Raw genomic sequence first — 23,772 nt, forward strand, 5'->3', positions numbered from 1 at the left:
GCATTAATGCTGGCTGCCACTTTGCTTGCTGGCTGCGGCACTACCAAAAAAGAAGTTGACCCCACCTCGGGTTGGACCGCCGAGCGCCTGTATAAAGACGCCCGTGAAGAAATGTCCGCCGGCAACTGGAAAGACGCGCGTACCCGCCTGGAAGCCGTCGAGTCCCGCTACCCCTTTGGCACTTACGCACAGCAATCGCTGATCGACCAAGCCTATATCAACTGGAAAGACGAGGAGCCTGCCAAAGCCCTGGCCGCTATCGACCGCTTCCAGAAGCAGTACCCCAGCCACCCCGGTACCGACTACATGCTGTACCTGAAAGGGCTGATCTCCTTTACGCCTCCTAGCGCTGCCCTGTCCAACATTACCCAACAGGACCCCAGCGAGCGTGACCCCAAAGGTCTGCGTGAATCCTACGAAGCCTTTAACGATCTGCTGCAACGCTACCCCAATAGCCGTTACGCACCGGATGCCGCCAAGCGCTTGACCTGGCTGGTCAGCACCATCGCCCAGAACGAAGTGCACGTAGCCGAGTACTACTACAAGCGTGGCGCTTACGTGGCTGCTGTGAACCGTGCGCAAACCGTGATTACGGACTTCAAGGGCGTGCCTATTGCTGAACGCGCGCTGTACTTGATGTACCTGTCCTACGACAAGATGGGTCAAACCGAGCTGCGTGACACCACCAAACGCGTGATGGATCAGAACTTCCCGGACTCCACCTACTTCAAGGACGGTCTGGATGCCAAGGTTAACTACTGGAACCCGATTAACTGGTTCTAAACCTTTAGGCAAAGCAGCACAAAACACAGGCTGCCTTTGTGAAGCGACAATAAAACGCCTCACAGAACTTAGTCAAAAAAAAGCCGAATCCCATACAGGATTCGGCCTTTTTAGTTTTCCGGCTTCAAGCTGATATTCCTTACCAGTCTGCTCTGCCCTGCTCATCAAAACAGTAACGACAGGTCAGGTAGCTCCTTAGCCTGCAGCCATCTAAACACACCCCGCCCCCACAGGATCCAGAGCATCCTGAATATCACCCCACCTTCTTGGCATTGTCCTTTTGCACGCTATACATACGCTCTGCAAAAGCCTTGGCCTTGGCTGGGTCCAGGGGCTGGCCTCCCAGAATCTTCATGGTGTCGTCCAGATACACCATGCGGTCTTCCAGCTCTTCCTGCAGGCCAATCAGGTAATAGCCAATCTGACAAAAGTACGTCGTCCGGGCTCGGGTCTGGGCTTCAATCTCTTCCAGACCCATACGCTGAAAGAAATTGGCCAAGGCATTCATGCAGGCCTTGTCCGCCCGCGCGACGGCCTGACGCACTCGCTCGGAGCGCCTTGCCCAATCCCGCATGGCCATATCCAGGCCCGGCTCAAAACGGGACACGTCCAGCCAGGTAGAGAACAGGGACAACATGCCATCTTGCAGATTGTCCACATTCTCCAGCGCCAGCATGGTGGAGCGCATATTCTTTTGTTCCCAGAAACCGACCAGCCCATCCAGCAGATCGTCCCTGTCCTTGAAATGCCAATAAAAACTGCCTCGCGTGACGGCCATGACCTGCGCCAGACGAGTGATGCGCACCGCCTCCACGCCTTCCTGCATAAACAGGCGAATGGCCGCCTCCAGCCAGTCCGCCCGCGTCAAATGCACATTGGGCTCGGTCAGCGCGCCGGCCTGGGCCACACGTTCAATCAATTCCTTATCGCTCATATCGCCTGCTTGTAGAGTCGCTTTAGTCGCCAAAGTATACCGGCGCTCCTCTTATAACAGGCCCAGCATTCGTGGAAACGCCAAGGAAACAGCGGGCACGAAGGTGGTGATCAATTGAATCGGAATAGCCACAAACACGATCATGGCGATGGCCGGACCAAAGGAACGATGTACCGTCACCTTGCTGATACGGCAGGACATGTACAGCACAGGTGCCATCGGCGGGCTGTTGGAACCCACAATCACCGCACACGCCACAATCGCGGCAAACTGTATCGGATTGACATCGGCCACGCCCACCAAAGGCAGCAGCAAGGGAGCCACCACCACGGTCAAGGACACATCGTCAATAATCATGCCCACCAGAATCAGGAACACATTGACCATCAAGAGAATGCCGATGGGGCTATCCACCAGACCCGTCACAAAGGCGGTCAAGTCCTGTGGCACACCTTGCGCAACCAAAATACGGCCGATCAGAAAGGAGAACAGCAAGATCAGGATAACGGTGCCCGTAGTCTCTGCCGTGCGAACGAAGCTGTCACGCAGCTTGCGCAGGGTCAGTTCACGATACACAAAACAGCCAATACCAATCACCAGCACAACCGCCACCGCCGCAGCTTCCGTGGGTGTGAATACGCCCCCGTAAATACCACCCAGAATCAAGGCGGGAATACACAAGGCGGGCACGGCATAAAGCAAGGTCTTGAGGGAAGAACGACGGGATTGCTCATCAGCAGGCTGTGCAGGCAACTCCTTGAACCAGCGTCCAGCCACCACATAGTTGAACAGCGTCAGCCCGACCATCAACAGAATCCCTGGCCCGATCGTGGCTGCAAAACACGCCACTACCGACTGCTGCGTCACCACCGCGAACAGAATCATGGTGATGGACGGCGGAATCAGAATCCCCAGCAAAGAGGAAATCCCCAGCAAGGCCGCCGAGTACTGACGCGGATAACCGCGCTGCTCCATGGGATCGACCAGAATGGTGCCAATGGACGCCACCGCCGCCGAGGCCGTACCCGAAATCGCCCCGAACACCCCGGAAGCCAGCACCATGCTGGCCCCCATGCCACCACGACGATTCTTGACCAGCATTTCGGCAAAACCCACCAAACGGTGCGCAATCCCGCCTGCCTGCATCAAGTACCCCGCCATGATGAACAAAGGCAAAGCCAGCAGAACCAGAGAGTTCAAGGAACGGAAACCTTGCAGCATCAAGGTGTTCAAGTTGACGTCATACACCAGCGTCAACATCAGCAGCGTGCCCGCAAAGGACCAGGCCACCGGCACCCCGACACCCAGCAGAAACAAGAGCAAGAGAACAGAAAATCCGGCATGCATAATCAATGGCCCCCATGGCGCAAGGCCATCAAAGACTGATAAACATCGCGCAAGGCATAGATCAGGCTACCGGCGGCGTTCAGACCAATAGCGGCTTGCGGCACCCAGACAGGAATTCCCAGCTCGGCCATCGTGGTCGAGAACCGGGAACCCCACATGAACATGCGCAAGGTCCAATAGGCAAAAGCCACCACAATGATCAGCACCAGTACGGACACGATGAAACGATGGATAGCACGCGCCCCTGGGGTCTTCAAACGATGCGACAGGTAATCCACCACCAGATGCTGACGGGACTGGCTGGCAATCAAGGCCCCCGTCATATACAGCCAGATCGCCGCCACCATCACAATGGTGTGCACACCGGCTGCCGGCCAATTCAGGTAATAACGTGCGGCCACCACATAGGCCAAACCTGCCGCCACCACAACGCTGGACGCAATGGCCAGCCATTCCAGGGCGATCAGGGTCGGCCCTCGCTTGATCAGAAGGTCCTCACTCACATTCATACTCCCTTGTTCCTAGGTGTTCACTTGAGAGCCGAGGCGTTTTTCTCGATATGGGCCATGATGCTGTCGCCCACTTCAGCGTGCATCGCAGGCCAGACCTTGGCACGCACATGGGTGCCCAAAGCAGCCAGTTGATCCTTGTCGAGCTCAAGGTAGGTTTTACCCAGCGCTTTCCACTTCTCCACAATGGCCGCGTCCGCGACCTGGGCCTTGGAAAACTGATCTTGCATGATGGTGATGGCCGAGGTCTGGATCACTTCCTGCTGCTCGGGCGTCAAGGCTTCCCAGGCTTCCAGGTTCATGGACAGCACACCGGTAATGAACTGCTGCTTGCTGCGCACGTAGTAATCCAGCGTGTCGCGGAAATATTCGTAGTCGTAATAAATGACGTTGGCTGCATCGCCATCCACCACGCCGGTCTGAATGGACGTAAACACTTCGCCCCAGTCAATGGCTGCCGTCTGATAACCCATGGCTTGCACAGACTGCTGCATCATGGAGATTGGGGGGACACGTACCTTGATGTTCCTGGCGTCCTCTACCGTCACCGCATGTTTGCCTTTAGTGGCGACGCCATTGAATCCTTCAGGCCAGGCACCGAAGAACTTCAAGCCGTTCTCTTTGTAGATACCGTCCAGCGTTTCATTCAACCAGCCACCGGGCTGGTACGCGGCCAAGGCTTCTTCCCAGGTGGTGAACATGTAGGGCGTGTAGATCACCGCAATGCGCTTGTCGTAGGAAGTCATGGGCCAGTTCAGCATCAACTGCACATCACCGGCTACATGCTGGTCGAACACCTCTTCCTGACCACCCAACTGGTTTTGATAGAAAACGCGTGGCGACACCGCGCCTTGCGTACCCTCTTTGATCAGCGCAGCCCATTTCTCGATTGCATCACCGCTAGGCGAGCCTTGCGCGCCCGAGTCCGTTGCAATGCGCATGGTCTGTGCGGACACGGTGGCCGCGCTCAGGCTGAACATCACCGTCAGCAAGGTCTTGCTCAAAAGCTTCATAACTCCTCCTGGGTATGTCTTTTAAATTTATTGTTCAAACGTCGGCTATCAGGCTTCCGCCCGGTGCCGCCATAACTCCCAGCCCAAACGGGCCCGGACACCCACATCCAGAAACGGACGTGGCGGCAAGGCATCGGGTTGCCCCAAAGCCTGCATATCGGCAATCAAGGGATTGTCCACACCGCAAGCCAGATCGGCGACCAACATGCCGGAAATCGTGCCCTTGGTCAGACCCACCCCGTTCTGACACACCGCGGAATACACATGCGGTGCCACCTGCCCAAAGCCTGGGGAACCATTACGGGACAGGCAGATAAAGCCCGTCCAAGTGTGTTCCATCTCCACGTTCTTTAGATTCGGGAAACGCTCGTCAAACAGGGTTTTGTGCTCAATGCGCACGCGGCGGCGGCTTTCATCATCACTGCGCAAATTGGGCGCGTAAGTCATGTGCTGGCGGATCAGAATGCGTTGGTCATTGGTGCGACGCATGGTGATGCCCACAAAGGCATTGGCGGGCGTCAAACCCCAGCTGGGCAAACCACCCAATTCGCGCTGCTCGCTTTCTGTCAGGCAACGGGTCAGGCTTGCATGAGCCGCCATCGGCATCAGCTTGCCGCTGTAAAAACCGAACTGCTCGGCGAACACATTCACGGCCAGAATCATCTTGCCTGCACGAACCTTGCCACCGGGGGTTTCCAGCGTGACACCGTCGCCTTGCTGCAAGGACAGCACGGGCGTTTTTTCGTAGACGGTAACGTTGGGAGGCATATTGTCGGCCAGACCACGCGACAGACCCGCCGGGTTCAGCAACACCGTACCGGGGGTGTAAATTCCTGTGCGGAAATGCTTGAACCCCAGCTTGTCGTGCAAGGCCTTGCCGTCCAGCCACTCATGCGGTTCCTTCAAGGACTCCAGCACTTGCAGCGTAGGCTTCAAGGTTGTGCGTACGCCTTCCTCCGAAACCGCTGCGTGGAATTTCCCGATGGGGCTCCAGTCGCACTCGATACCGTAACGCTCGACCTGGGTTCTTAAATAAGCAATCGCGGTACGCGCCAGGCGCACATGCGAGCGGGCGGCGTCCAGTTCGCCCATGGAACTGCCGACGTTATGAGGGCTATCAATCGCAAAGCCGGAGTTTCGACCTTGAGCGCCCTCCCCCACCTGATCGGCCTCCAGCACCACGATGCTGTCACCGGGGCGGTTCTCTGCCAGGCGACGGGCAGCGGCCAAACCGGCCAGGCCTCCGCCGACAATCACCCAATCAGCCTGCACGTCTTTGGCCAAAGCGGGCTTGGGCGTGCGGGGAGCCAGGAGCCGACTCCACCCATTGGTCTTGTCGTTCTCCGGCAGACGCGTAATTTTCTTGATGCTCATGCCGCCGTCCGTGCGCTGGCCCAGTTGCTGGGATGCAGGCAGTAGTGGATCAGGGCAGACTCTGCTTCGTAGATTAAAGGCGTGCCTGCGGGCAACCACACACAATCACGTGGACCGGCTTCCAGAATGCCCTGCGGCGTGTGAATGCGCATGCTGCCCTCGATTACCGTCACGACCTCGTCATACAGCACGGTCCATTCGATGCGGGCCTGGTTCAAGCGCGCATACCCCGCCCCCAAAGGCGTCCCATCTTCCTCACCCACGATTTCCGCCAACTGCGCCATCTCCGGTTTTTCCTGTCTGGGCTGAAAGACCAAATCGTCAAAATGCATTACTCGCGGCAAAGTTTTTTCTGTTGTCATGTGGATCACCAAACACAAGTGGTTTTAGAACATACATAGTTGTATGTTGTGATGGTAATGAGCCGAATTTGACGCGTCAATGCGTGGAGAGATGGGGATTACCCTGCGTTCCAGGCGGGAGAGCTTTATATTTAAATGATTAAATTAGCCTTGTAACAGGATCTGAAAGCAGGGTTCTTGGTAGCGCTTTTGGCTGTTTTCTGCGCAACGCTTCTTCCAGCTTTTCACGCCCTTCTCCCATCAGCCAAGAACGCAGCGAGACAAGTTCAGGATTGATTTCTCGCATCAGACCGAGGTCCACCTGTTCTGCAAGAGGGCCATCCTCCAGACTAGACGCCATATGCCCCAAATCGGCGTTGGCAGCTAATACTTCATCAGGGAGTCGGGCATAAGTGATAGAGCGACCTGCGGCCTCAGAAAAGGCGGCCTCCAGCTCCTGGCCGGTCACACGATCACTGGCGATCTTCAAGGTCATCCCGGCAAAACGTGCCCTGTCCGCAAACAGGGCGGCAACGATTTTCCCTATGTCTTGCACCGCAGTGAGTTGGATCGAATGATCACGGTGTATCAGAGAAACCAACCACCCTTCCTCCAGGCCAAAGCCCGGCCGCACAAGCATCTCCATGAAGATCATGGGACGGATGATGGTTGCAGTCAGCGGCAGTTCGCGAATATGTGCCTCAATAAGAGGCTTGGCATCAAAGCGCGCAACACCTGTCAGTTTGTCCCCAGCGCTAGCCCCCGAGGAATAGATGAAATGCTCGACGCCATTTTTTGCCGCCAGATCAGCAAGACGTGTGCCATAACAAACCTCCTCTTCTGCTGATAGGTTCGCAGGCATCACGCTAAATACGCCATACACATCCTTCATGGCCGACGCGATAAGATTGGCATCGTCCAATGCCCCTTGCACGAGTTCAGCGCCTGCTTCCCGCAGAGCGATTGAAGCCGGTTTGGATGGAGATTGCACAAAGGCGCGGACAGGCCAGTGAGCCTCCAGAAGTGCTTTGGCCACCGATCCACCTTGCCGGCCTGTGGCTCCGAAAACCAGAATGGGACGATGTACTTTATTCATGATTCAGCTCGAAAAAAAGAGAATGTCGTATTCTTTCCTCGATATCTGAATTGCGGAAGACGGCACTTTTTTGAACCTCAGGCACAAAAATGAAACCCATAGATCCAGCAGAGTCGAATGCTCTCAAGGAGAAACCCGACAGCGACTCATCCTTCCAGCCAATTCCATTGAATGGAGTCTGCACGCGACTCGGTGACAAGTGGACCGTGCAGGTCATCTGGCGCCTTGCCATCGCGGGTGATCGTAGACTGCGATTTTCCGAAATCAAGCGTGAGGTGGAAGGAATCACACAGCGCATGCTGACGCTGACACTCAGAAACCTGGAACGAGATGGCTTGGTAGAACGCCATTATTTTCCCGAGGTGCCCCCACGTGTGGAATACGAACTGACGGAGATGGGGAAAAACATGCTCGATGCGCTGAAAGGCATCAATGTGTGGGTCAGAGAGAACCTTCCGCGTATACAGAAATCACGTCAAACGTACGATGCCAAAAAGCCTTGATGTAGAACGGAGAACGACGCGAAATTGAAGTCCAAGCTTATGATGCTGCGACTTTATACAATGTCGTGCCCCGTGCCTGGTACTGTGCAGCACCTAGCTCAAAACTCCACCGTGGCAAGCAATGGCTGAAACCTGTCCTAAGTTGTTGGCCCGTAAGACCCACTACTCCGCTTCCCGACGTCACAAGAACATGAAAACAGACATTTTCCAATGTCCAAGAATGCCCCTTTCATAAAACATACTCCATGAACCGCGAACAAGCAGAAACACGGGTACTAGAAGCCATTCCTGTACTGGCAAAGGATCAAAGCATTGAGGAGTGCATCGCTCAACTACAAGCCAGCGGCCTGTCTGAAGTCCGTGCGGCCAAACTTTGCGTGATGATTCCCGAAGCCTTCGGGCTGGCACTGGCCTGGCGCCTGGGTGCGGCACTGCCTGATGAAGAGCAGATGTTTGATGTGCACAATCGCGCAGGCGAGACGGTTCAGGTCCCCATGCTGGGCCAGCATGTGTTTTCCGTCGCGCTGGCAATGGCGGTTGCGGTGCTCAAAAAAGGCTGGTTTACGCCTATCACTCGGGAAGCGTTTGAGGCAGTCAGCAATCGCAGTGCCGTCATGTCCGTTCTTCAGCAGATAGAGGGCAGTCTGGAAGGCGCTGGCACACCCAGCCTGTTCTTATGGGGCCTGGTGGCAGAGGACATCGTCGCAGACGAGTCCTTACCCTAAGTTTTAATAGACGGAATACGCTCAAGCCTGCTCCGAACTGTCGTTCAGCTCCACATCACTGACCTGAGCGCTCTGCCGCCTGGCTTTCTGCTCCCGCAGAAACGCCAAGGCACGAGCAGGATCACGCGTACGGGCAAAAGGTGGCAAACCACGCCATAGCAGTTTGCCGTAGGGCTTCTCGACAATACGGGTGTCGCCCACCATCAGCACGCCCCAGTCGCGCTCGGTACGAATCAGACGCCCTGCCCCTTGCTTCAAGGCAATGGCGGCTTCGGGCAACTGGTATTCCATGAAGGGATTACCGCCCCTGTCCTTGCACTCCTTGATACGCGCTTCCAGCACCGGATCATCCGGCGGAGCAAAGGGCAGCTTATCGATAGCCACCAGCGTCAAGGCATCACCGGGCAGGTCAATCCCTTCCCAGAAGCTGGCGCTCCCCACCAAAACCGCATTGCCACGGGCACGGAACTCGTCCAGCAGAACTTGCCGTGAACGCTCCCCCTGGCGCAGCACATTGCGTTCGATGTCTTCCCGATCAAATCGGTCCCGCAGCATATCTGCAATCCGCTCGACCGAGCGCAAGGTGGTACAGAGCACCAGCACACCACCCTGCCCCGCCTTGATCAGCGGAATGAGCGCATCCACGAAGGCCTGATTGAAGTTGGGATGGCTAGGAAGCGGCAAGGTGCTGGGGACGTAGAACAGCGCCTGATTCGGATAGTCGAACGGCGAAGCCCAGGCTTCGGTGCGAGCATCAAACAAACCCAGTTGACGCTTGAAGTGATTGAAATCACCATGCACCGACAAGGTGGCCGAGGTCAGCACCCAGGACTGCTCCTTGCCTCGGTAGCGCGAGAAAATCTTGGCGACCGACAAAGGGGCACTGTGCAGGCGCAGATAATGCTGCCCACTTTCTACCCAACGCACGAACTCGTCGGGCTGGTCTTCGTCTTTTTCACTTTCTGGCAAATAGGCGTGACGGCCTTGACGATCCGGCTGGCTCCATTGGAACAAGCGCGCACGTAACTCCAAGGCGCTTTTATGCGCCGCCGTCAGATCAGGATGGCGCTCAGCCACCATGGCCAGCATCTTGATGACCTTGTCGAAGGTCTCCAGCAAATTCTCCAGCGCCTCGTCAAAAAGCTCGGGCTCGGGCAAGGCCTGAAAAGTGGCACGGCCACCTTGGGCGGCCAGCGACGCGGTGCGCAAATGCAAATCCCGAGCCGCTTGCTCCAGCTTGCGGGCCACCTGACTCCAGTCTACGGTCTCACGTGCCTGGGCCAGACCCGCCGCTTCTATCTGCCGACACAAATCCGTCAATTGATACAAGGACACGCTACTACCCAGAAAACGGGTGGCCACGTCGGGCAGTTGGTGTGCCTCGTCAAACACCACCAGATCCACGCTAGGCAGCAAATCCGTCACACCCTCTTCGCGCAAGGCCAGGTCCGCCATGAACAGAGCATGGTTCACCACTACTACATCCGCATCCTGGGCATGACGGCGCGCCTTCATCACAAAGCAGTCGCGCACAAAGGGGCAATCCTGTCCCAGGCAGTTATCGCGTGTGGAAGTGACTCGGTGCCAAATATCCGCGTCCTCCGGGACTTCGGCCAACTCACCCTTGTCGCCGCTACGGCTGCGTTCAGTAAAAAGCTGGATGGCCCGCAGATAAGCAATTTCCGCACGGGACTTCAGGGCACGGTCATCCTGCCCCAATCGTTCCAAATGGTAATGACAAACGTAGTTGCTGCGCCCCTTGAGCAAGGCCACATCCACCGGCAAGGCCAGCGCTTTACGCAGGTGGGGAATATCCCGACGGAACAATTGGTCCTGCAAGGTGCGCGTCCCGGTCGAAACCAGCGCTTTGCCCCCTTGCATGAACACGGGCACCAGATAGGCCCAGGTCTTGCCCGTGCCTGTGCCCGCCTCGGCAATCAGTACGCCGGACTCGGCGACCGTCTCGCTGATGGCTTGGGCCAGCTCCAGCTGAGCCTGCCGCGGACGATAGTGCGAGACAGACTCTGCCAGAGGGCCTTGGGGAGAAAAGATATCGGAATAATCCTGCAACAACATGGGGCAAAACCGCTCAGGGAGAGGTGACGAATGACAGAACTGTCTACAATCACAGTGGAATACATACAAGATGATACCTGCCAATTCTGGGTCGCTGCCGGTCTTTATGGCAAAATGCGGCGCTTGCAGACCCTTTTACAACGATGGACCCATAACTGAAATGACTGTGGAAACCCTCGCCCAGCAACAGGATCACCAACAGATTCTGGCGCTACTGGCCTCTGAACTGAACATCCGCATCCAACAAGCCGCCTCTACGGTTGAGCTCTTGGACAACGGGGCCACGGTCCCTTTTATTGCCCGTTACCGCAAGGAAGCTACCGGCGGCCTGGACGATAATGTCCTGCGTGATCTGGAAGTGCGCCTGATCTATTTGCGCGATATGCAATCGCGTCGTCATGCCATTCTGGAATCGATCCGCCAGCAGGAAAAACTGACGCCCGAGCTGGAGCAAGCCATTTTGGCGGCTGACACCAAGCAGCGTCTGGAAGACTTGTACGCCCCTTACAAGCCCAAGCGCCGTACCCGTGCCCAGATTGCCCGCGAAGCCGGCCTGGAGCCGCTGGCGGACGCCATTCTGGCCCAGAAGGATGCAGACCCTGTGGCGCTGGCCGAAGGCTATCTGAATGCCGAAGCCAAGATCGACACGGCCAAAGCCGCCCTGGACGGTGCCCGCGACATTCTGGCCGAACGCTTTGCCGAGCAGGCCGACCTGCTGGAAGCCATGCGCGACTATCTGTGGAAGTCCGCTCACTTGTACTCCAAGGTTGCCGAAGGCAAGGAACAGGAAGGCGACAAGTTCCGCGACTGGTTCGACTTTAACGAAGCGCTGCGCCAACTGCCTTCTCACCGCGTGCTGGCTTTGTTGCGCGGTCGTCAGCAAGGTGCACTGGACCTGCGCCTGGGCCTGAACCCCGAGCAGGATGCGCTTTTGCCCCACCCTTGTGTACTGAAAGTCGCCGAGCTGACCGATATTGGCGCTGACTTTTCCGCCGACGCCAGCCCACGCGACCATTGGCTGGCCGAGGTTTGCCGCTGGACCTGGCGCGTCAAGTTGCTGACAGCATTCGAATCCGAGCTGATTGGCCGTCTGCGCGAAGAAGCCGAGCAAGAATCCACCCGCGTGTTTGCCGCTAATCTGCGCGATTTGCTGCTGGCGGCCCCCGCCGGCAATAAAGCCGTTCTGGGCCTGGACCCAGGTATTCGTACCGGCGTGAAAGCTGCTGTGATCGATGCAACCGGCAAGGTGCTGGATACGGCCACCGTCTACCCCTTTGAGCCCCGTCGTGACCGCGAAGGCGCCATTCGTACCCTGGCCGGTCTGGCTACTCGCTACCAAGTTGAACTGGTGGCGATTGGTAACGGCACAGCGTCGCGCGAAACCGAGAAACTGGTTGCCGACCTGCAATCCGCTTTCCCGCAGTTGCCTTTGACTCGCGTAGTCGTGTCCGAGGCGGGCGCTTCGGTGTACTCCGCCTCTGAACTGGCCGCACAAGAATTCCCGGATATGGACGTCAGCCTGCGCGGTGCTGTTTCCATCGCCCGCCGCCTGCAAGACCCACTGGCCGAGCTAGTCAAGATCGACCCCAAATCCATTGGTGTGGGTCAGTACCAGCACGACGTGAACCAGCGCGAACTGGCTCGCAGCCTGGACGCCGTAGTTGAGGATTGTGTGAACGCCGTGGGTGTGGACGTCAACACCGCCTCTGCTCCCCTGCTGGCGCGCGTTTCCGGCCTGAACAACACGCTGGCCAAAAACATCGTCACCTGGCGTGACGAAAACGGTGCCTTCCAAAGCCGCAAGCAGTTGCGTGAAGTGCCGCGCTTTGGTGAAAAAGCCTTTGAACAGGCAGCGGGCTTTTTGCGTATTCCCGGTGCAGCCAACCCTCTGGACGCCTCGGCGGTTCACCCCGAAGCCTATCCGGTTGCCGCCCGCATTCTGGAGCGCCTGCAAACCGAAGCCAGCGATGTCATGGGTAAATCCGGCGCACTGAAAGGCTTGTCGCCTTCCGACTTCACGGATGAGCGCTTTGGTTTGCCCACCGTGCGTGATATTTTTAATGAAATTGAAAAGCCCGGTCGCGACCCTCGCCCTGAATTCACCACCGCCAAGTTCCAGGAAGGCATCAACTCCCTGAACGATTTGACGCCCGGCATGATTCTGGAAGGCGTGGTCACCAATGTGGCCAACTTTGGTGCCTTTGTGGACGTGGGTGTGCACCAGGACGGTCTGGTGCATATCTCGGCCCTGTCCGAGACCTTTGTCAAAGATCCACGTGATGTGGTTCGCGTTGGGCAGACCGTTAAGGTTAAAGTCCAGGAAGTGGATGTAGCTCGTAAGCGCATCGGCTTGACCATGCGCCTGAACGACGACAGCGGCCCTGTGCGTGGTTCCAGCAACACCGGCAACGCTCCCCAGCGCCGTTCCGGAAACAATCGCCCCAACCGGCAAGCTGAACCGGCACCGACAGGTGCTATGGCAGCCGCCTTTAGCAAACTTCGGAGATAAGCCATGACTGAGACCGAGCGCCTTTCCCAACTGACGCGTCTGCTCAATCTGCTGACCGGATTTGATCAGAAGGAACAGGATATTGCAGCCATCAGCCAGTCCGTGCTGACAGCCAGCGCCAGCCCGACAGCGATGGGTGAGGCGTATGGCAAGCACGCCCAGAACTTGATGGAACACGATCCGGATGGCGCTCTGATCCTGGCCATCAGCTACGAGCTGGACGACTATCTGGCTCTGGCCGATACCGTGGACGAACTGTGGGAAGAGATTCTGGCTGCCTTTGAAAGCCAGGATCTGCCCGCCTTTCCCTACGACGACATGCCTTTTCAGGACGTGGACGGCTTTTTCCAATGGGCGAACGAGCAGCTGCAGGAGTTTCACCCCTCCTACTGCCTGCTGGAATTTGCCCAAAGCTATGACGAGGAATTTCAGCTGATCGTGGTCAAACGCGAGAACCTGGAGGAAATTCTAAGTCTGTGTGAAAAACTGGATATTCCCGCTCAAGCAGCCGAATAAGGCCAGTAATCCCGGCCCAAACACACCAAGCCCTGCGTGAGCATTCATGCAGGGCTTGATGCTTTTGGCCCGCTTGAATGCCAAGCAGCTCAAAGCGCATTAGACTAGTCCCGCCATCAACATCAGCAAGCGAGCCTCTTGTGCTCGCTTGGCTGCTTGGCCCAAACATGAACACCCACTTTGCCGGGACCGGCGCAAAGTCAGTTCCCGCGCGGCAAGGTCCAGAAGGAGAAACATGGAGCAAAAACACTGGTCGCAGGTCGAACTCCTGCACGAAACCGTATCCAATCCCAATATTCACGTACGCGGCACACACAGCTATTACAGCCATGCCTGGACAGACAGTTTTGAAGAAAGCGTGGTGCGTTACCTGTACGGGGACGAATACAGCCGCAAGGCCTGGACCTCGCAATGGCCGGTAGACCAGCTGCATATTGGCGACTACGTGTGCATCGGTGCCGAGGCTGTCATTCTGATGGGCGGCAATCACACACATCGCATGGACTGGTTCAGCCTGTACCCCTTCGTGGACAAGATTACGGAGGCTTACGTCGGTAAAGGCGACACCCATATTCACGATGGTGCCTGGATCGGCATGCGAGCCATGATCATGCCCGGTGTCGTGATTGGGGAAGGCGCTGTCGTGGCCTCGGGAGCGATTGTGACCAAGAACGTGGCACCCTACACGATTGTGGCTGGCAATCCTGCTGTACCCGTGCGAAAGCGCTTTGATGAGGCAACGATTGAGCAATTGCTGGGTCTGAAGATGTATGAGTGGCCGGAAGAGAAATTCACGGCGCTAAGGGATGTGATCTGCGCAGAAGATATTGCAGCATTGGAGCAGGCCAGCCAGGACTGGGATCAGAAGTCCAAAGCCTAAGACCGACTGGCCCAGGCTCAAGTCCAGGTCTTAAGTCCGAATCCAGATTTCGGGCTCAGAATTCAGAGTTCACGTTCGGATCAGATCTGGTTTGGTTTGGTTTGGTTTGGTTTGACCTGACCTGACCTGACCTGATTTCAAGAATGAATTCAAGGCCAAAGCCGATTACACGAGCAGGGTCAAGCCAAGCTCCAGCTTGATCTTCTGCACACGCTCGGTACAAGGAATAAAGAACAGCTCCAAAAGTGAGATAAGTCTCTCTTTTGGGGCTGCTCAATTTCAAGCAATCTTCAAGTTGAAGCGTTGCTGCTCAAAGAAGCTTACTGTCTCCACTACGGCATCAATCCTGAACAGCCGATCAATCCCGCAGTAGACAAACCACTTAGTCGCGCATCGAATCCAAAGCGGCTGCAACGGCATCACGCAGATCTGCCGATACTCGTGCCACTTCTTCACCGGCGCAATGGATTTGCAACTCCTGACCGTCCTGCTTGGCAACTTCGGCAAAAGCCGCAGTCTGCAGTGCCTTGATCGCCACACCAGCCTGTTTTGGGTCTGCGTAAGAGCGAGACAGAAACAGCTCTTGTCCAGCAGCATCTTGCAGGCGGAAACGGAAGGTGCCATCTTCGTCGCGGAAGTTCACAAAACGAGCTTTACGAGCCTTGGCTTCAGTCTTGCTAACTGCCACGCTCAAGGGGTCACGCAGGCCCACGGCCGCCTTCAATTCATGGATGAAGGGGGTAGCGTAGGCACGAGCCTTGCGCGCGCCAACTTGCAGCAAATCCTCAATATCCTGGGGACGAGCCATCAAGGCTTCGTAGCGATCGCGCATGGGCGCAATCATGGCTTCCAGCAACTGATGCAAGGCATCCTTGGCCTCGCCCCAGGCCATGCCGTCGATCAACTGCTGACGGAAGGCTTGGGTCTGCTCGGGTGTCGCAAATGCCTTGTACAAGGCCGTCAGGTGCGAATCATCGGGATCTTTAGACTCGCCGGGACCTTTGGAGTCCGTCACGATGCGGGCAATGGCCGCCTTCAGTGCCTTGGCACCACCCTCGAACAGAGGAATCGTGTTGTCGTAGCTCTTGGACATCTTGCGGCCATCCAGACCGGGCAAGAGGGCCACGTCCTCTTCCACCTGTACTTCGGGCAATACAAACAGCTCCTTGCCACGGCCATACAGGTGGTTGAAGCTCTTGGCGATATCGCGTGCCATTTCCAGGTGCTGCACCTGATCCCGGCCCACGGGTACCTTGTGGGCATTGAACATCAGGATGTCGGCCGCCATCAGTACGGGGTAGCTGAACAGGCCCATGGTGACGCCATCATCAGGCTCTACGCCCGCCGCTTCATTCTTGTCGACAGAAGCCTTGTAAGCGTGTGCACGGTTCATCAAGCCCTTGCCGGTTACGCAACCCAGCATCCAGGACAGCTCCGGAATTTCCGGAATATCGGATTGACGGTAGAACGTTACTTTTTCCACATCCAGGCCGCAGGCCAGCCAGGTAGCAGCAATCGCACGGCGCGAAATGGCTACGCGCTCCGGATCGTCACATTTGATCAGGGCGTGGTAGTCCGCCATGAAGAAAAATGCGTCGACATCGGCTTGCTGGCTAGCACGGATAGCAGGACGAATCGCCCCGGCATAGTTACCCAAGTGTGGAATACCGGTCGTTGTAACGCCGGTCAGTACTCGTGTCGTCATGATAAAAAATACGCTTATAAAACTACGTGTCAGGGTTCAGGAATCAGACGCGTGGCCAGTGGCCGCGCCCAGCATCCTACAAAATAACTGCCTGGCGCCGTTCTGACTCCAGGTACTCCCGCGATTGCATTTCCATCAAACGCGAGACAGTACGGTGGAACTCATTGGCCATAGGGCCATCCACATACAATTCTTCTTCAGGCACCGCTGCGGACATGATGAACTTCACCTTGTGATCGTAAAAAACGTCGACCAGCCAGGTGAAGCGTCGCGCCGCAGAGGCATCACGCGCTGTCATGCGAGGCACATCAGACAAAATCACGGTCTGGAAGCGGTTCGCCAGTTCCAGATAGTCGTTTTGCGAACGTGGGCTGACGCACAGGGTCTCGAAATCAAACCAGACGGCTGAACCGGACAAGGCGACCGCTTTTACATCCCGGTTTTCAATACTGAGCACCGGCTCTTGAGGGGCCGTGTCCGACAAGGCCGTGAACATGGATTGCAGTTCTGCGGTGGTCTGCGGGCCCAATGGCGTCAAATAGGTTTTCACCTGCTCCAGAGCACGACGGCGATAATCCACGCCCGTATCCACGTTCATGATGTCCATGTTCTTCTGAATCAGCGCAATGGCGGGCAGAATGCGATCGCGGTGCAGCCCTTCCGGATACAGCGTGGAGGGCTCGTAGTTGGACGTCATCACAAAGGACGTGCCGCGCTCGAACAGACCCAGCAGCAGCTTGTACAAAATCATGGCATCGGCCACATCCGAGACGTGGAACTCGTCAAAACAGATCAGGCGATAACGCTTGGCGATACGCTTGGCGACCTCATCCAAGGGATCACTCATGCCTTTGACCTGATTCAGCTCTTTGTGCACGCCGCGCATGAACTCATGGAAGTGAATCCGAGTTTTGCGCTTGAGCGGCACCGTCAGGTAGAAGGCGTCCATCAGGAAGCTCTTGCCGCGCCCGACCCCACCCCACAGGTACACACCACGCGGCACTTCCGGGCGGGAGAACATACGACGCAAGGCGCTGGAGCGCATTTTGCGAAACTCTACCCACTCGTCGTAATAGCGTTGCAGCCGGTCTATAGCTTGCTCCTGTGCCTGGTCGGCACGGTAGCCTTTTTCCGCTAAAGCCTGATGGTAATACTCGCGAACATTCATATCACTGAAAATAAAAGAACCTGTCCAAGACAGGTAGTGGTCTGCCAGCATGCACTGCGATCCACAGCAGCACCGCTTTTGATGCAGGGTCTGAGCATACTGCGCGGTCAATTATCTCACGCATCGCAGCCTGTACAGACTGCTTTGATCAGCCTTTCGTGACGAAAAAAAGGGCGAGCCCGTGCCCGCCCTTTTCCAACAACACCCTGAAAGTCTATCAGAAGTTCAGAGCGCGTTTGTCCACTGCCAAGGCCGCTTCTTTCAGGGCTTCGGACAGTGTTGGGTGAGCATGGCAAATACGGGCGATGTCTTCCGACGCGCCACGGAATTCCATGATCGCAACAGCTTCAGCTACCAGCTCGGAAGCCACAGGGCCCACAAAGTGCACGCCCAAGACTTCGTCGGTCTTGGCATCCGCCAGAACCTTCACAAAGCCGGTCGTGTCACCCAGTGCGCGGGCACGGCCGTTAGCCAGGAAGGGGAAGCTGCCAGCGCGGTAAGCACGGCCTTCGGTCTTCAGTTGCTGTTCGGTCTTGCCAACCCAGGCGATTTCGGGCGAAGTGTAGATAACCCAAGGCACAGTGTCGAAGTTGACGTGAGGTTGCTGACCAGCCAGACGCTCGGCCACAGCCACACCTTCCTCTTCGGCTTTGTGAGCCAGCATAGGACCACGCACCACGTCACCCACCGCCCAGATACCTGGCAGGCTGGTGGCGCAATCGTCGTCCACAACCACGAAGCCGCGCTCGTCCAGTTTCAGACCGATGGTGTCTGCACCCAGACCGGCAGTGTTAGGCACACGGCCGATGGACACGATCAGCTTGTCGGCTTCCAGCTTGTGCTCGGCACCAGCGGCGTCCACGTAGTTGATGGTGACCTGTTTGGCGGACTTCTTGATTTCGCCAACTTTCACGCCCACATTGATCTTCAGACCTTGCTTGGTGAAAGCCTTCAGGGCTTCCTTGGCAACGTCGCGATCCACGGCGGACAGGAACTCGGGAGCACCTTCCAGAATGGTCACTTCGGCACCCAGGCGACGCCACACGCTACCCAGTTCCAGACCAATCACACCGGCACCGATAACGGCCAGTTTCTTGGGAACCTTGGGCAGACGCAGTGCGCCGTCGTTGGACAGAATTTGCTCTTCGTCGAACTCGGCACCGGGCAAGGCACGAGCCGAGCTACCGGTAGCGATGATGACGTTCTTGGCAACCAGCTCTTCAGCGTTGGCACCGGCCACGTTCACCGACCAGCCGCCGTCAACCTTGGCGCCAAAGGAAGCGGTGCCGTGGAAGAAAGTGACCTTGTTCTTTTTGAACAGGTACAGGATGCCGTCGTTGTTCTGCTTGACGACCACGTCTTTGCGACCGATCAGCTTGTCCAGATTCAGCGATACGCCCTTGACGTCCACACCGTGATCAGCCAGATGCAGATTGGCGTGCTCGAAGTGCTCGGAAGATTGCAGCAAGGCCTTGGAAGGAATGCAACCAACGTTGGTGCAAGTACCGCCAGGAGCGGGTTTGCCTTCAGCGGTGGACCATGCGTCCACGCAAGCGACGCTCATACCCAGTTGAGCAGCACGGATGGCGGCGATGTAGCCACCAGGGCCTGCACCAATCACGACAACATCAAATTGCTTAGCCATAAAAAATCCCATAAATGTGAAAAGGCACGCTGGACCGTCCAGAAGTCAGACGGGAAAGTATCAGGTGGCGAACGCCAACCCCCAGGGCCTTAAACAAAGTCGGCCAAGGCTTAGAAGCAAGCACTTGGCCGTAAACATACTAGACCGAAACTACCGCGTGCTTAGACGTTCAACAGCAGACGCTGTGGATCTTCCAAGGCTTCCTTCATGGCCACCAGACCCAGAACGGCTTCGCGGCCGTCGATGATACGGTGGTCGTAGGACATGGCCAGGTAGTTCATGGGGCGAATCACGATCTGACCGTTTTCGACAACAGCGCGATCCTTGGTGGCGTGAATGCCCAGGATGGCGGACTGAGGTGGGTTGATGATGGGGGTGGACAGCATGGAGCCGAACACGCCACCGTTGGAGATGGAGAAGGTACCGCCTGTCATTTCTTCCAGGGTCAGCTTGCCGTCGCGGGCACGGGCACCGAAGTCAGCGATTTGCTTTTCGATGTCAGCGATGGACATTTGATCAGCGTTACGCAGGATAGGCACCACCAGACCACGTGGGCTACCAACGGCCACACCGATGTCGAAGTAACCGTGGTAGATGATGTCTTTGCCATCAACCGAGGCGTTCAGTACGGGGTATTTCTTCAGGGCGGCAACAGCAGCCTTGACGAAGAAGGACATGAAGCCCAGTTTCACGCCGTGTTCTTTCTCGAACTGATCCTTGTATTTCTTGCGCAGATCCAGCACAGCTTGCATGTTGACTTCGTTGAACGTGGTCAGCATGGCGTTTTCGGACTGCGACTGCAGCAGACGCTCGGCGATGCGAGCGCGCAGACGGCTCATGGGCACGCGCTGCTCTGGACGGCCGTCCAGGGACAGGGTTGGAGGGGCAACAGGAGCGGCAGCAGGTTTAGCAGCAGCGGCGTTGGCTTCCAGAGCGTCACCCTTGGTGATGCGACCACCACGGCCGGAACCTTCCACGGAGCTGGCTTCCACACCCTTTTCAGCCAGGATCTTGGCAGCTGCAGGCGAAGCAACCGAAGAGGCGGCGGAGCTGGCAGCAGGAGCGGCAGCGGCTGGGGCAGCAGCAGGAGCGGCTTCTTGTGCAGCGGCGGCAGGAGCGGCAGCGCTGGCCTTGCCTTCGGAGTCAATACGGGCCAGCACGTCGCCGGAGGTAACGGTGCTGCCGTTGGCCTTGACGATTTCGCTCAGCACGCCCGAGGCAGGAGCGGGAACTTCCAGCACAACCTTGTCGGTTTCGACTTCGATCAGGATTTCATCAGCCTGGACCATTTCGCCAGGTTGTTTTTTCCACTCCAGCAAAGTGGCTTCGGAGATGGATTCAGAGAGTTGGGGAACCAGAACGTCGGTAATTGCCATGATTATATTTTCCGTATTTAAAATTTAGGGTGCGTTATTTGGTCAGCATGAAGCCTTTGCGAGCGCCGAAAGCCTGCTCCAGCAGCGCCTTGTGTTGTTCCTGGTGTTTGGCCAGGTAACCAACGGCAGGCGAAGCGGACGCGGCACGGCCGGCGTAACCCAGCTTCTGACCTTCGGTCATGTTCTCGTAGATGTGATGCTGAACGTAGAACCATGCACCTTGGTTTTGAGGTTCGTCCTGAACCCAGATAACTTCCTTGGCGTTGCTGTACTTGGCCAGCTCTGCCTGGAAGGCCTTGTGGGCAAACGGATACAACTGCTCCACACGGATAATGGCAATATCGTTGCGCTCCAGCTCTTTACGGTGGTTCACCAGATCGTAGTAAACCTTGCCCGAGCAAGCCAGAACACGTTTGACAGCGGCTGCATCAATTGCCTGATCGGTCTCGCCGATCACGGGCATGAAGTGACCCTCAGCCAGATCGCTCAGTGGCGAGGTAGCGTCTTTATTACGCAGCAAGGACTTGGGCGTCATGATGACCAAAGGCTTGCGGAAAGGACGGATCATCTGACGACGCAGCACGTGGAAGATCTGGGCGCCGTTGGTGGGCTGAACAACCTGGATATTGTTGTCAGCGCACAGTTGCAAGAAGCGCTCGATACGGGCTGAGGAGTGCTCCGGACCCTGACCTTCGTAGCCGTGTGGCAGCATCAGAGTCAGACCGCAATGACGGCCCCACTTGGCTTCACCCGACGTAATGAACTGGTCGATCACAACCTGGGCGCCGTTGGCGAAGTCGCCGAACTGAGCTTCCCAGATAGTCAAAATGTTGGGCTCTGCCGAAGCGTAACCGTATTCAAATGCCAGCACGGCTTCTTCGGACAGAACCGAGTCAATCACCGTGAAGTTGGCCTGGCCTTCGGAGACGTTCTGCAAAGGAATGTAGGTGCCGTCGTTCCAGCGCTCACGTTTTTGATCGTGCAGCACAGCGTGACGGTGGGTAAACGTACCACGGCCCGAGTCCTGGCCGGTAATACGGATGGCGTAGCCGTTGTTCACCAGGGTTGCAAAGGCCAAGTGCTCGCCCATGCCCCAGTCCACCTGAGCTTCGCCACGTGCCATGGCACGACGGTCATTCAGCATGCGGTTGACCAGCGGGTGAACCGTAAAGCCTTCTGGCACGGTGGTCAGTTTTTCACCGATGCGTGTCAGTTCGGACATCGGCAAGGCGGTGTCAGCCTGGTCAGTCCATTTGGCGCCCAGGAAGGCAGACCAGTCGGTGGCGTACTTGTTCTTGTAGTCTGTCAGAACAGGTTCAACCGTGCGCTTGCCATCTTCCATCAGTTGACGGTAAGCCTTGACCAGATCTTCGGGTTCGTTCTCGGACAGAATGCCTTGAGCAACCAGCTTGTCGGCGTACAGTTTGCGCGTACCGTTGTGCTGACCAATCTTCTTGTACATCAGCGGCTGGGTCATCGAGGGAGTGTCTTGCTCGTTGTGGCCCAGTTTACGGAAACAAACAATATCAACCACGACGTCGTGCTTGAACTCGCGGCGGAAATCCAGAGCCAGCTGAGTCACAAACACCACGGCTTCAGGATCGTCACCGTTCACGTGGAAGACAGGGGCTTCAATCATCTTGACCACGTCCGTGCAATACAGCGTGGAGCGTGTATCGCGAGGATCAGAGGTGGTGAAACCGATCTGGTTGTTAATAACGATGTGCAGCGTACCACCGGTACCGTAGCCACGGGTCTGGGCCAGGTTCAGTGTTTCCATGACCACACCCTGACCGGCAAAAGCCGCGTCACCGTGAACCAGCACGGGCAGAACCTGGCTGCCGTCTTCGTCGCTACGACGATCCTGACGAGCACGGACCGACCCCTCGACCACTGGGTTAACAATTTCCAGGTGGGATGGGTTAAAGGCCAGAGATAGGTGAACCGGACCGCCACGAGTGGACAGGTCGCTGGAGAAACCGTTGTGGTACTTCACGTCGCCGTCGGTCAGGCCTTCAGCGTGACGGCCTTCAAACTCGGCAAACAGGTCACCGGGCATCTTGCCCATGATGTTGACCAGCATGTTCAGACGACCACGGTGAGCCATACCCACGATGATTTCCTGAACGCCGTTCTCGCCAGCGTGGTTGACCACTTCATCCATACAAGCGATGAAGCTCTCGCCACCTTCCAGGGAGAAGCGTTTCTGACCGACGTATTTGGTGTGCAGGAAGCGCTCCAGGCCTTCGGCCTCGGTCAGCTGCTGCAAGATGTTGCGTTTTTGGTCAACGTTGAAAGAACCTGTGCCATGCACCGACTCCAGGCGCTGCTGAATCCAGCGCTTGACGACCGGGTCGGAGATGTACATGAATTCTGCGCCCACCGAACGGGAGTACGTATCACGCAAGGCCTTGAGCATGTCGCGCAGCGTCATGGTGTCGGCTTTGGTGAAGTAAGTGTTGGTGGCGGAGTAGACCTGGTCCAGATCTGCTTCGGTCAAACCGTAGAAAGCAGGGTCCAGTTCAGGGATGCTGGGGCGTTCGGAGCGCTTCAGGGGATCCAGATCAGCAATGCGTGCACCCAGGGAGCGGTAAGCAGCAATCATGGACTGAATCGACACTTGCTTCATGGCAACTGTCAGGTCCGGTGCTTGGGCGCTGGTCAGGAAGGCATTGGCTTTGGCACGCTGAGCGAAGGACTCGACGATGGGAGCGTGAGCTTGATCGCGGGTGCTGTCGCGGCCGTCAGTCGCAGGCTGGTGCTGCAGCTGGTCGAAGTACTCGCGCCATTGGTCGGCGACGGAGCCTGGATTGTCGAGGTAGGACTCGTAGAGTTCTTCGACGTAAGGAGCATTGCTCCCGAACAAATAAGAGTTACTGAGCAGTTCTTTTTGCGATGACATTATTACGCTTCACCTATCCGAGTGTTTCACTCGTGTTGAGATGCAGGAAAACCTTCCGCGACACGGACCTCGCCGGTTAGCGGATAGCAGGAGCAGAAGGCAACGTAGGACGCCTTATACAAGCCGTATTGATCTAGTATAACGCCGCACACAAAAGGCGCAATTAATGACATCTAAAATGCTTGGCGACTGCGTCATACCGTTGGCATTAACAAACACATCGATCTATCACGAGGGCGAATTCTTACAAAAGAAGCGCTCCAAATCATGATTGACGCCCCTTGGCTGCCCCACATGAAGGAAAAATTCCGATATGCTAATCGGGTGCAGCAAGTACGCGCTTCGCGGGCCCCTTTTCCACCAAACCGAG

At 56.8% G+C, this 23,772-nt stretch carries 19 protein-coding genes; 6 read left to right on the top strand and 13 right to left on the bottom strand.

Annotated elements, in window-relative coordinates:
• Window positions 1–6: 6 nt before the first annotated feature.
• Entirely contained in the window at window positions 7–783 is a 777-nt protein-coding gene (locus ACFPDR_RS09855; RefSeq protein WP_035271413.1) for an outer membrane protein assembly factor BamD, read from the top strand.
• Window positions 784–1,036: 253 nt separating this feature from the next.
• On the opposite strand, the gene ACFPDR_RS09860 is transcribed toward ACFPDR_RS09855, so the two are convergent.
• The 7 genes from ACFPDR_RS09860 to ACFPDR_RS09890 form a co-directional block, all read right to left on the bottom strand.
• Complete coding sequence (locus ACFPDR_RS09860) at window positions 1,037–1,717, bottom strand: TetR/AcrR family transcriptional regulator (RefSeq protein WP_052362930.1); 681 nt, start codon at window positions 1,715–1,717, stop codon at window positions 1,037–1,039.
• A 51-nt stretch (window positions 1,718–1,768) separates the two neighbouring features.
• Window positions 1,769–3,064, bottom strand: coding sequence for a TRAP transporter large permease (locus ACFPDR_RS09865; protein WP_035270793.1), 1,296 nt, complete (start codon window positions 3,062–3,064; stop codon window positions 1,769–1,771).
• Window positions 3,065–3,066: 2 nt separating this feature from the next.
• A complete protein-coding gene (locus ACFPDR_RS09870) occupies window positions 3,067–3,573 on the bottom strand; it encodes a TRAP transporter small permease (RefSeq protein ID WP_247965809.1) in 507 nt (168 codons plus the stop codon).
• A gap of 20 nt (window positions 3,574–3,593) precedes the next feature.
• A complete protein-coding gene (gene dctP / locus ACFPDR_RS09875; protein ID WP_035270797.1) occupies window positions 3,594–4,586 on the bottom strand; it encodes a TRAP transporter substrate-binding protein DctP in 993 nt (330 codons plus the stop codon).
• A 48-nt stretch (window positions 4,587–4,634) separates the two neighbouring features.
• Window positions 4,635–5,960: an NAD(P)/FAD-dependent oxidoreductase gene (locus ACFPDR_RS09880; RefSeq protein WP_376911081.1), complete on the bottom strand. Its 1,326-nt coding sequence runs from the start codon at window positions 5,958–5,960 to the stop codon at window positions 4,635–4,637.
• Entirely contained in the window at window positions 5,957–6,322 is a 366-nt protein-coding gene (locus ACFPDR_RS09885) for an ethanolamine utilization protein EutQ (RefSeq protein ID WP_232466916.1), read from the bottom strand. The genes ACFPDR_RS09880 and ACFPDR_RS09885 overlap by 4 nt, the downstream gene beginning before the upstream one ends.
• A gap of 139 nt (window positions 6,323–6,461) precedes the next feature.
• Window positions 6,462–7,397, bottom strand: coding sequence for an NmrA/HSCARG family protein (locus ACFPDR_RS09890; RefSeq protein ID WP_376911082.1), 936 nt, complete (start codon window positions 7,395–7,397; stop codon window positions 6,462–6,464).
• Between the two features lie 89 nt (window positions 7,398–7,486).
• Between ACFPDR_RS09890 and ACFPDR_RS09895 the strand changes: the two genes are divergently transcribed.
• Together ACFPDR_RS09895 and ACFPDR_RS09900 are read left to right on the top strand one after the other, a co-directional pair.
• Window positions 7,487–7,900: a winged helix-turn-helix transcriptional regulator gene (locus tag ACFPDR_RS09895; RefSeq protein WP_376911083.1), complete on the top strand. Its 414-nt coding sequence runs from the start codon at window positions 7,487–7,489 to the stop codon at window positions 7,898–7,900.
• 245 nt (window positions 7,901–8,145) lie between these two features.
• Entirely contained in the window at window positions 8,146–8,625 is a 480-nt protein-coding gene (locus tag ACFPDR_RS09900; RefSeq protein ID WP_376911084.1) for a hypothetical protein, read from the top strand.
• 21 nt (window positions 8,626–8,646) lie between these two features.
• On the opposite strand, the gene ACFPDR_RS09905 is transcribed toward ACFPDR_RS09900, so the two are convergent.
• Window positions 8,647–10,701: an ATP-dependent DNA helicase gene (locus ACFPDR_RS09905; RefSeq protein WP_376911085.1), complete on the bottom strand. Its 2,055-nt coding sequence runs from the start codon at window positions 10,699–10,701 to the stop codon at window positions 8,647–8,649.
• Between the two features lie 160 nt (window positions 10,702–10,861).
• On the opposite strand from ACFPDR_RS09905, the gene ACFPDR_RS09910 reads away from it, so the two are divergent.
• The 3 genes from ACFPDR_RS09910 (at window position 10,862) to ACFPDR_RS09920 (ending at window position 14,606) form a co-directional block, all read left to right on the top strand.
• Window positions 10,862–13,210 carry a Tex family protein gene (locus tag ACFPDR_RS09910; protein WP_035270805.1) on the top strand — a complete coding sequence of 783 codons (2,349 nt, stop codon included), beginning with the start codon at window positions 10,862–10,864 and terminating at the stop codon, window positions 13,208–13,210.
• Between the two features lie 3 nt (window positions 13,211–13,213).
• Window positions 13,214–13,726 (top strand): hypothetical protein, encoded by a 513-nt coding sequence (locus ACFPDR_RS09915; protein ID WP_035270806.1) that lies wholly within the window; start codon window positions 13,214–13,216, stop codon window positions 13,724–13,726.
• A 235-nt stretch (window positions 13,727–13,961) separates the two neighbouring features.
• The gene (locus ACFPDR_RS09920) at window positions 13,962–14,606 is read left to right on the top strand and encodes a CatB-related O-acetyltransferase (RefSeq protein WP_060185726.1); all 645 of its coding nucleotides are present in this window, start codon (window positions 13,962–13,964) and stop codon (window positions 14,604–14,606) included.
• 382 nt (window positions 14,607–14,988) lie between these two features.
• Here the strand turns inward: ACFPDR_RS09920 and ACFPDR_RS09925 are convergent, their stop codons facing one another.
• From ACFPDR_RS09925 to ACFPDR_RS09945, 5 genes are all read right to left on the bottom strand, one after another.
• A complete protein-coding gene (locus ACFPDR_RS09925; RefSeq protein WP_035270809.1) occupies window positions 14,989–16,311 on the bottom strand; it encodes a tryptophan--tRNA ligase in 1,323 nt (440 codons plus the stop codon).
• 76 nt (window positions 16,312–16,387) lie between these two features.
• Window positions 16,388–17,479, bottom strand: coding sequence for a cell division protein ZapE (zapE, locus tag ACFPDR_RS09930; RefSeq protein ID WP_035271417.1), 1,092 nt, complete (start codon window positions 17,477–17,479; stop codon window positions 16,388–16,390).
• A 217-nt stretch (window positions 17,480–17,696) separates the two neighbouring features.
• Window positions 17,697–19,124: a dihydrolipoyl dehydrogenase gene (gene lpdA / locus ACFPDR_RS09935; RefSeq protein WP_009457672.1), complete on the bottom strand. Its 1,428-nt coding sequence runs from the start codon at window positions 19,122–19,124 to the stop codon at window positions 17,697–17,699.
• A 161-nt stretch (window positions 19,125–19,285) separates the two neighbouring features.
• A complete protein-coding gene (gene odhB / locus ACFPDR_RS09940; RefSeq protein ID WP_009457673.1) occupies window positions 19,286–20,500 on the bottom strand; it encodes a 2-oxoglutarate dehydrogenase complex dihydrolipoyllysine-residue succinyltransferase in 1,215 nt (404 codons plus the stop codon).
• Between the two features lie 34 nt (window positions 20,501–20,534).
• Window positions 20,535–23,402, bottom strand: coding sequence for a 2-oxoglutarate dehydrogenase E1 component (locus ACFPDR_RS09945; protein ID WP_035270812.1), 2,868 nt, complete (start codon window positions 23,400–23,402; stop codon window positions 20,535–20,537).
• Window positions 23,403–23,772: the final 370 nt, after the last annotated feature.

It is taken from the genome of Alcaligenes sp. GCM10023179 (assembly GCF_042653705.1).
Taxonomy (GTDB): domain Bacteria; phylum Pseudomonadota; class Gammaproteobacteria; order Burkholderiales; family Burkholderiaceae_B; genus Alcaligenes; species Alcaligenes phenolicus.